The organism is Kitasatospora sp. NPDC001175 (assembly GCF_053598215.1).
In genome coordinates this window covers 165,941-173,337 of record NZ_JBSFJU010000013.1, presented here as the reverse complement: position 1 = coordinate 173,337, position 7,397 = coordinate 165,941, and the positions used below count along the sequence as shown (strand labels likewise).

The window sequence follows — 7,397 nt, the reverse complement described above, 5'->3', positions numbered from 1 at the left end:
GGGAGAGTAGGACGCCGCCGAACAATTTTTAGTGAAAGCCCCTCCCGGGGATACCGGGAGGGGCTTTCCGCATTTCCGGGCATTCCCGAATCCTGTAATCCGGAGACAGGCCCCGTCCGGCCCCTGGCATTGCGAACCCGGTCGGAGCTCCCTGCGGCGCAGCTGACAGAGCCGTGGCTGACTGCGGGAAAGCCCTACAAGCCACGGCTGACGCGACGTAGGGTCGGTTCATGAGTTCTTCCGCCACTCCCAGCTCCGAGTCGTCGCGCCGTACCCACTCCCGGACGCTGCCGAGCGCAGTCAGCAACGTCGTCGCTGCCCCGCTGCTCTCGGCGGCGGAGGCCCGGGCGGCTGCCGACGTGATTGCCGCGGCCGCGGTCGCGGACGGGCGCCAGGCGGTGTCCGAGCAGGGCAGGCTCCGGCTCAAGGCGACCGAGGCCCGCCCAGGTGTGGTGCACCTGATCCAGTGGACCGGCGAGCAGGCCGACGGCGACAAGGCGGCCGGCTACGCGCAGCTGGAGATGCCGAGCGGCGGCAAGGCCGGAACTGCCGAGCTGACCGTGGCACCCGGCTCCCGTGGGGAGGGCCTTGGCCGACACCTGGTGGACGCGGTCCTGGTCGAGGCAGTGGCCGCGGCCCCCGAGGCGTCGGTGGAGTTCTGGGCCCACGGCGGTCACCCGGCGGCCCGCCACCTCGCCGCCGGCCACGGCGCCGAGCTGGTGCGTGAGCTGCGACAGATGCGCCGCACCGCGGCCGTGCCGGAAGCCGTGCAGCTGCCCGACGGGGTCGAGGTACGTGCGTTCCGCCCCGGTCAGGACGACGCGGCCTGGCTGCGGCTGAACGCACTGGCGTTCGCGCACCACCCGGAGCAGGGCTCCTGGACCGAGCAGGACCTGGCCGACCGGCTGGCCGAGCCGTGGTTCGACCCGAGCGGGTTCTTCCTGGCCTTCCGTGGTGAGCGGCTGGTCGGGTTCCACTGGACGAAGGTGCATCCGGAAGGGCTCGGCGAGGTGTACGTGGTCGGGGTCGACCCGACGGAGCAGGGCAACGGCTTGGGCCGGGCGCTGACGGCGATCGGGCTTCGGCACCTCGCGGAGGACCGCGGGCAGCGGACCGTGATGCTTTATGTGGATGCTGACAACTCGGCCGCCGTCCGGGTATATGAACGGTTGGGGTTCACCATCCACGAGGTGGACCTGATGTACCGCGTCCAGGCCCGCCGGGATTCGTGACCGGCCGGCCCCGGAGCCGTGACCTAGTCCGGAGCCGGGGCCGAGCCCGTGATCGAGTCCGGGCGGGGTTCCTGGGACCGACAGCGCCATGAGGGACACCCGGGGTTTCCCGGGTGGACCTTCGGCATGTCGGTGCAGCCGCACCACGGGGGTGACTGCGTCAGCTTTCCTCCCGGCCATGCGGTGTTTACCGTGGATTAAATTGCCGCCGCGAAGATCACAGGATGACGTCCGTAGTGCCTCGTCCCTGCGCGGCCGGCCAGCATCCGTGGGTCGACCGCCTTCCGGTCGCACCCAGCGGAAGGGAGCTGGGGCCGGAGGGCGGAAACGGCGCTCACGTGACGACGGGCTCCGGCCGTCCGAGCGCCGGGCACTGCCCGGACACCGTCCTGCTGGAGGAGCTGGAACCCATGAGCGTCCCCCGCCCCGCATCTGCCGCACCGTCCGCCTCCTCGCCCACGGGCTCCGCAGCCGCGTCGGCAACCGGTACCTCGGCAACGGCCGCCGCGCCGGCGACCAAGGCCAGAGCAGCCGCCAAGCGCTCGAACGCGCCCGCGTCCGCGTCCGCCAAGAGCGCCCCCACGACCGCTCCGACGGGCAAGCAGACGGGCAAGCAGACGGGTCAGGCGGGTCAGGCCGACCCCGTCACCCAGGCGACCGCGCCGGCCCAGGCCAACCCACTGACCGGCACCGGTGCCGGCACCGACGCCGCCATCCCGGTCCCGGGCGTCTCCTCGGTGCTCGGCCTGGCGTTGGAGGACCACGACGAGTACACCTCCGCCGCCACCCCGGAGCTCGAGGAGCTCCCGCAGGGGCGGTTCCTGGACCGGGAACGCAGCTGGCTGGCGTTCAACGAGCGGGTGCTCGAGCTGGCCGAGGACCCGCGGATACCACTGCTGGAGCGAGCCAAGTTCTTGGCCATCTTCGCCAGCAACCTGGACGAGTTCTTCATGGTCCGGGTGGCCGGCCTCAAGCGCAGGATCGCCACCGGGGTGGCGCAGCGCTCGGCCTCCGGTCTCCAGCCGCGCGAGGTGCTGGACCAGATCTGGACCAGGTCGCGTGAGCTGATGGCCCGCCACGCCGCGGCCTTCCAGCAGGAGGTGCTGGCGGACCTGGCGGTCGAGGGCATCGAGCTGGTCCGGTGGTCGGAGCTGACCGACAAGGAGCAGGCCCGGCTGCACACGCTGTTCCGGCAGAAGATCTTCCCGGTGCTGACGCCCCTCGCGGTGGACCCGGCGCACCCGTTCCCGTACATATCGGGCCTGAGCCTCAACCTGGCCGTGGTGGTCCGCAACCCGGTGTCGGGGCACAAGCACTTCGCCCGGGTGAAGGTGCCGCAGTCGCTCTCCCGCTTCCTGGAGGCGTCGCCGCAGCGGTACGTCCCGCTGGAGGACGTGATGGGGGCGCACCTGGAGGAGCTGTTCCCGGGGATGGAGGTGCTGGCGCACCACGCCTTCCGGGTCACTCGCAATGAGGACCTGGAGGTGGAGGAGGACGACACCGAGAACATCCTCAAGGCGCTGGAGAAGGAGCTGATGCGGCGGCGGTTCGGTCCACCGGTGCGCCTGGAGGTCGAGGAGTCGATCGACCCGTACATCCTGGACCTGCTGGTCCGCGAGCTGAACATCACCGAGGCGGAGGTCTTCCCGCTGCCCGGGCCGCTGGATCTGACGGGTCTGTTCGGGATCGCGGAGCTGGACCGTCCGGAGCTCAAGTACCCGAAGTTCGTGGCGGGCACGGCGCGCGGGCTGACCGATGTGGAGTCGGCCTCGCAGCCGGACATCTTCGCGGCGATGCGTGAGCGCGACGTGCTGCTGCACCACCCGTACGACAGTTTCTCGACCTCGGTACAGGCGTTCCTGGAGCAGGCGGCGGCCGACCCGGACGTGCTGGCGATCAAGCAGACGCTGTACCGGACCTCCGGTGACTCGCCGATCGTGGACGCGCTGATCGACGCGGCGGAGGCGGGCAAGCAGGTACTGGTGCTGGTCGAGATCAAGGCGAGGTTCGACGAGCAGGCGAACATCAAGTGGGCCCGGAAGCTGGAGGAGGCCGGCTGCCACGTGGTGTACGGCCTGATCGGGCTGAAGACGCACTGCAAGCTGTCGCTGGTGGTCCGCCAGGAGGGCGACGTCCTGCGCCGCTACTCGCACGTCGGGACCGGCAACTACCACCCGAAGACCGCCCGGCTGTACGAGGACCTGGGGCTGCTGACCGCGGATCCGCAGGTCGGCGCGGACCTCTCGGACCTGTTCAACCGGCTCTCGGGCTACTCGCGGCGGGAGTCGTACCGGCGGCTGCTGACCGCGCCGCGCGGGCTGCGGGACGGACTGCTGGCCCGGATCCACGCGGAGATCGCGCACCACCGGGCCGGGCGGCCCGCCTACGTGAAGATCAAGGTCAACTCGATCGTGGACGAGGCCGTGATCGACGCGCTCTACCGGGCCTCCCAGGCGGGGGTACCGGTGGACGTGTGGGTGCGCGGGATCTGCGCCATCCGGCCGGGCGTGGCCGGGATGAGCGAGAACATCCGGGTGCGCAGCATCCTGGGACGCTTCCTGGAGCACTCGCGGATCTTCGTCTTCGGCAACGGCGGCGAGCCCGAGGTGTGGATCGGCAGTGCGGACATGCTGCACCGCAATCTGGACCGGCGGATCGAGACGCTGCTCCGGGTGACCGATCCGGCGCACCGGGTGGAGCTGTCCGGGCTGCTCGACCTGGGAATGGCGGACGAGACCGCGTCCTGGCACCTCGGCCCGGACGGGGCCTGGACCAGGCACTCCCAGGACGGCGACGGGCAGCCGCTGCGGCACGTCCAGGACCTCCTGGTCGATTCGCGTCAGCGCCGCCGGACGTCCCGGGCGGCCCGCTGACCGGATCACCCACCCATCACCCCAGCTCCATCTGACCGCACCACCTACCAGCTCAGCACCTACCAGCTCAGCACGCGTCGCCGGTCGGCACCGCAGCCGGCCAGCGGCATTCGGCAGGCGGCCGTGGCAGCGACCAGCGTCCACAGCAGTCGGCCACCAGCCCTGGGGAACGGCCCCCGGGGGGACGGGGAACCCAGCCATGACCGATGTGCCGATGACGGCCCGGACCGGGCCGAAGGCCGCGATCGCCTCCACCGGGGAGATCATCTCCGGCTATCTCACCGCCCAGGCGGGCGCGTTCTTGCGCGCGCTGCCGCAGGCGGTGGGCGAGGCCGGTTCGAGACCGGGGGCGCTCCCGGCGGGCGGGGCGAGTGCGGCCGCGGCGGCGGGCACCGCGGAGTTGCTCCGGGCGGTGCGGCGGATCGGCGGTGCGCTGCACACCTTCGCGGCGGTCTTCGACCGTGAGTGGGCGGAGGAGAGCAGGTCCGAACTGCGCTGGCTGCTCAACCTGTTGGCGCAGGAGCCGGCCCTGTTGCGGCGGTCGGCCCGGTTGCTGGCGGCGCTCGACTCGCTCAGCGAGACCGATCCGCAGGGGCCCGGCATGCTCGCGGGCCACACGGGTGCGCCCAAGGCGCGAGCGCTGCTGGAGCGCCAGCTCACCCTGGCCAGGACCAGGGCCCACTCCACGGTGCTGCAGGAGCTGCGGTCGGCCCGGCTGCACGCGCTGGCCGACCGGATGACCCTGCTGGCCAGCGACGTCCCGCTGCAGGGCGGTGTGTCGGGCCAGCCGGGTGGGGCGCTGCCGGCGTTGGCGGCGGAGGCATTCGGCGCGCTGGCGGCGGAGGTGCAGCGGCTGCCGCTGAGCCGGGCGGCGACCCCGTACGGCGGGGAGGGCCTGCACCGGCTGGGCACGGTCCCGGCGTCGAGGGAGCTGGAGCCGTCCCGGGCCCGGGACGGCGAGGTGGACGCGGACTCCGCGGTGGCGGCGGACGACGCGCCGTGGCACCGGGTGCGGATCCTGGTCAAGCGGGCCAGGTACGCGCTGGAGGTCTGCGGCGCCCCGGATCCGGAGCTCGACCTGCTGGACCGTACGCTGCACCGCCACCAGGAGGCGGCGGACGCGGCGGTCACCGTGGCCACGGCAGCGCGGACGCCGCGGATCACCCCGGCGACGGCCTACGTCCTCGGTGTGGTGCATGCTGATCAGCGACTGGAGGTGGAGGCGGCCAGGTACGCCTTCGGCCACCAGTGGCCGAAACTCTCCCTTGGTCTTCCGGAGACCCAGGGGGTACCTCCAGCACCACGGATGGGATGAATGGGCAACCGCCTGAGCGCACGGCGCGGCGTCGGAGCAGGCCTCGGCCAGGAGATGCGCCGGCGGTCCGGTTACGGGCCGACGATCCTGGCGGCGGGTGCGGTGCTCTGGGTGCCCGGGCCGGAGAAGAAGAACGGGAAGGGGCGGAAGAAGCCCAGGATCGCACTGATCCACCGGCCGAAGTACGGGGACTGGAGCCTGCCGAAGGGGAAGCTGGACCCGGGGGAGGGCTGGCGCGAGGCCGCGCTGCGTGAGGTCTGGGAGGAGACCGGTCTGAGCTGCGTGCTGGGGGAGGAGCTGCCGGCGCAGCACTACCTGGCGCAGGGCCGGCCGAAGGAGGTCCGGTACTGGGCGGCGGTGCCGACCGGCGGCCGGTTCGTGCCGAACCGGGAAGTGGACCGGATGGAGTGGCTGCCGCCGCGGAAGGCGCGTGAGCGGCTGACCCACGAGCGTGACCGGCAACTGGTGGATGCGCTGCTGGCGCTGCTGGCCGACCGGTGGCGTGTTCCGTCCGAGTGATCTCGCTGCGTTCTGCCCGTGACGCAACCGTTACTACTGGACGCTGTTTCCTGCCATCCGTTCGAGGTTCACTCTCCGTTCATTTGTGACCGCCTGACGTGTCACCTGCCCGGCCTAGCTTCAGGGTTACCGGAGGGCCGAACGGGCCCCGGACCTCAGCAAAACCCGTGCGTGCGAGCGATGCTCAGTCTGACTGCGCGGGTAGTGCCACAGAAAGGGACACCCTGTGAAGCTCCAGCGGAACGCCCGCACCAAGGCCCTCGCGATCGGTGCCATGGCGCTCGTTGGGTCGCTGTCGCTCTCGGCTTGCGGCTCTGACGACAACACCCCCAGCTCCTCGGCCTCGGGTGGCAGCGCCAGCGGTGCCCCGGCCGCGCAGATCGCCTGTGCCGGAAAGGGCCAGCTGCTCGCGGCGGGCTCGACCGCGCAGAGCAACGCGATCGACATCTGGAAGAACGCGTACGGCTCCGCCTGCTCGGGCACCACGATCACCTACGGTGGCGGCGGCTCCGGTGCCGGTGTCCAGCAGTTCAACCAGGGCAAGGTCACCTTCGCGGGCTCCGACTCGGCCCTGAAGCCCGCCGAGGTGGACGCCTCCAAGGCCATCTGCAAGACCGGCCAGGGCATCGACCTTCCGATGGTCGGCGGTCTGATCTCGATCGTCTACAACGTGGACGGCGTGGACAACCTGGTCCTGGACGGCCCGACCCTCGCGAAGATCTTCGACTCGCAGATCACCAAGTGGAACGACCCGGCCATCGCCAAGCTGAACCCGGGTGTCACCCTGCCGGACGCCGACATCCAGGCCTTCCACCGCTCGGATGACTCCGGCACCACCGACAACCTGACCAAGTACCTGTCGAAGGCCGGTGGCGGCGCCTGGAGCTACCCGTCGGGCAAGACCTGGGCGGGCAAGGGCGGCCAGTCGGCCAACGGCAGCGCCGGTCTCGCCGCGCAGGTCAAGCAGGTCAAGAACTCGATCAGCTACGTCGAGCTGTCCTACGCCCAGACCAACAGCCTGAAGAGCGCCTCGATCGCCACCGGCGCCTCCAAGCCGGTCGCCGCGACCGCCGAGAACGCCGCCAACACCTTCGCCAAGGCGCAGATCGCCGGCACCGGCAGCGACCTGGCGCTGACCCTCGACTACGCGACCAAGGACGAGGGCTCCTACCCGCTGGTCCTGGTCACCTACGAGATCGTCTGCGACAAGGGCAACAAGGCCGACACCCTGGACGCCCTGAAGTCCTTCCTGACCTACACCATCAGCGACAACGGCCAGCAGGCCATAGGCGCCAAGGGCTACGTCCCGCTGCCGAAGGAGCTGGCCTCCAAGGTGCAGGCCGTCATTCCGACCCTCGCCTGATCCATCCGCACCACCGGCCGGGCAGCCCTCGAAAGGGGGGCAGGGCTGCCCGGCCGACCTCACGACCACATAGTCCGGGGCACCGCCGCCATGGT

At 71.1% G+C, this 7,397-nt stretch carries 5 protein-coding genes; all 5 read left to right on the top strand.

Annotation, left to right across the window (positions count from 1 at the left end):
* The first annotated feature begins 230 nt into the window (after positions 1 to 230).
* On the top strand, positions 231 to 1,232 hold the full coding sequence (gene mshD, locus ACWDAK_RS13085; RefSeq protein ID WP_425557671.1) for a mycothiol synthase: 1,002 nt from the start codon (positions 231 to 233) through the stop codon (positions 1,230 to 1,232).
* A 224-nt stretch (positions 1,233 to 1,456) separates the two neighbouring features.
* Entirely contained in the window at positions 1,457 to 4,105 is a 2,649-nt protein-coding gene (locus ACWDAK_RS13080; RefSeq protein WP_425557672.1) for an RNA degradosome polyphosphate kinase, read from the top strand.
* A gap of 199 nt (positions 4,106 to 4,304) precedes the next feature.
* Positions 4,305 to 5,420 carry a CHAD domain-containing protein gene (locus tag ACWDAK_RS13075; protein ID WP_344637729.1) on the top strand — a complete coding sequence of 372 codons (1,116 nt, stop codon included), beginning with the start codon at positions 4,305 to 4,307 and terminating at the stop codon, positions 5,418 to 5,420.
* 54 nt (positions 5,421 to 5,474) lie between these two features.
* Positions 5,475 to 5,939 (top strand): NUDIX hydrolase, encoded by a 465-nt coding sequence (locus ACWDAK_RS13070; protein ID WP_425557682.1) that lies wholly within the window; start codon positions 5,475 to 5,477, stop codon positions 5,937 to 5,939.
* A 226-nt stretch (positions 5,940 to 6,165) separates the two neighbouring features.
* On the top strand, positions 6,166 to 7,302 hold the full coding sequence (gene pstS, locus ACWDAK_RS13065; RefSeq protein ID WP_344637731.1) for a phosphate ABC transporter substrate-binding protein PstS: 1,137 nt from the start codon (positions 6,166 to 6,168) through the stop codon (positions 7,300 to 7,302).
* The last annotated feature ends 95 nt before the right edge of the window (positions 7,303 to 7,397 follow it).

Bases quoted from the DNA above. Each gene is read 5' to 3' on its own strand.
- mshD (WP_425557671.1), top strand. From the start codon at position 231: ATGAGTTCTTCCGCCACTCCCAGCTCCGAGTCGTCGCGCCGTACCCAC.
- ACWDAK_RS13080 (WP_425557672.1), top strand. From the start codon at position 1,457: ATGACGTCCGTAGTGCCTCGTCCCTGCGCGGCCGGCCAGCATCCGTGG.
- ACWDAK_RS13075 (WP_344637729.1), top strand. From the start codon at position 4,305: ATGACCGATGTGCCGATGACGGCCCGGACCGGGCCGAAGGCCGCGATC.
- ACWDAK_RS13070 (WP_425557682.1), top strand. From the start codon at position 5,475: ATGCGCCGGCGGTCCGGTTACGGGCCGACGATCCTGGCGGCGGGTGCG.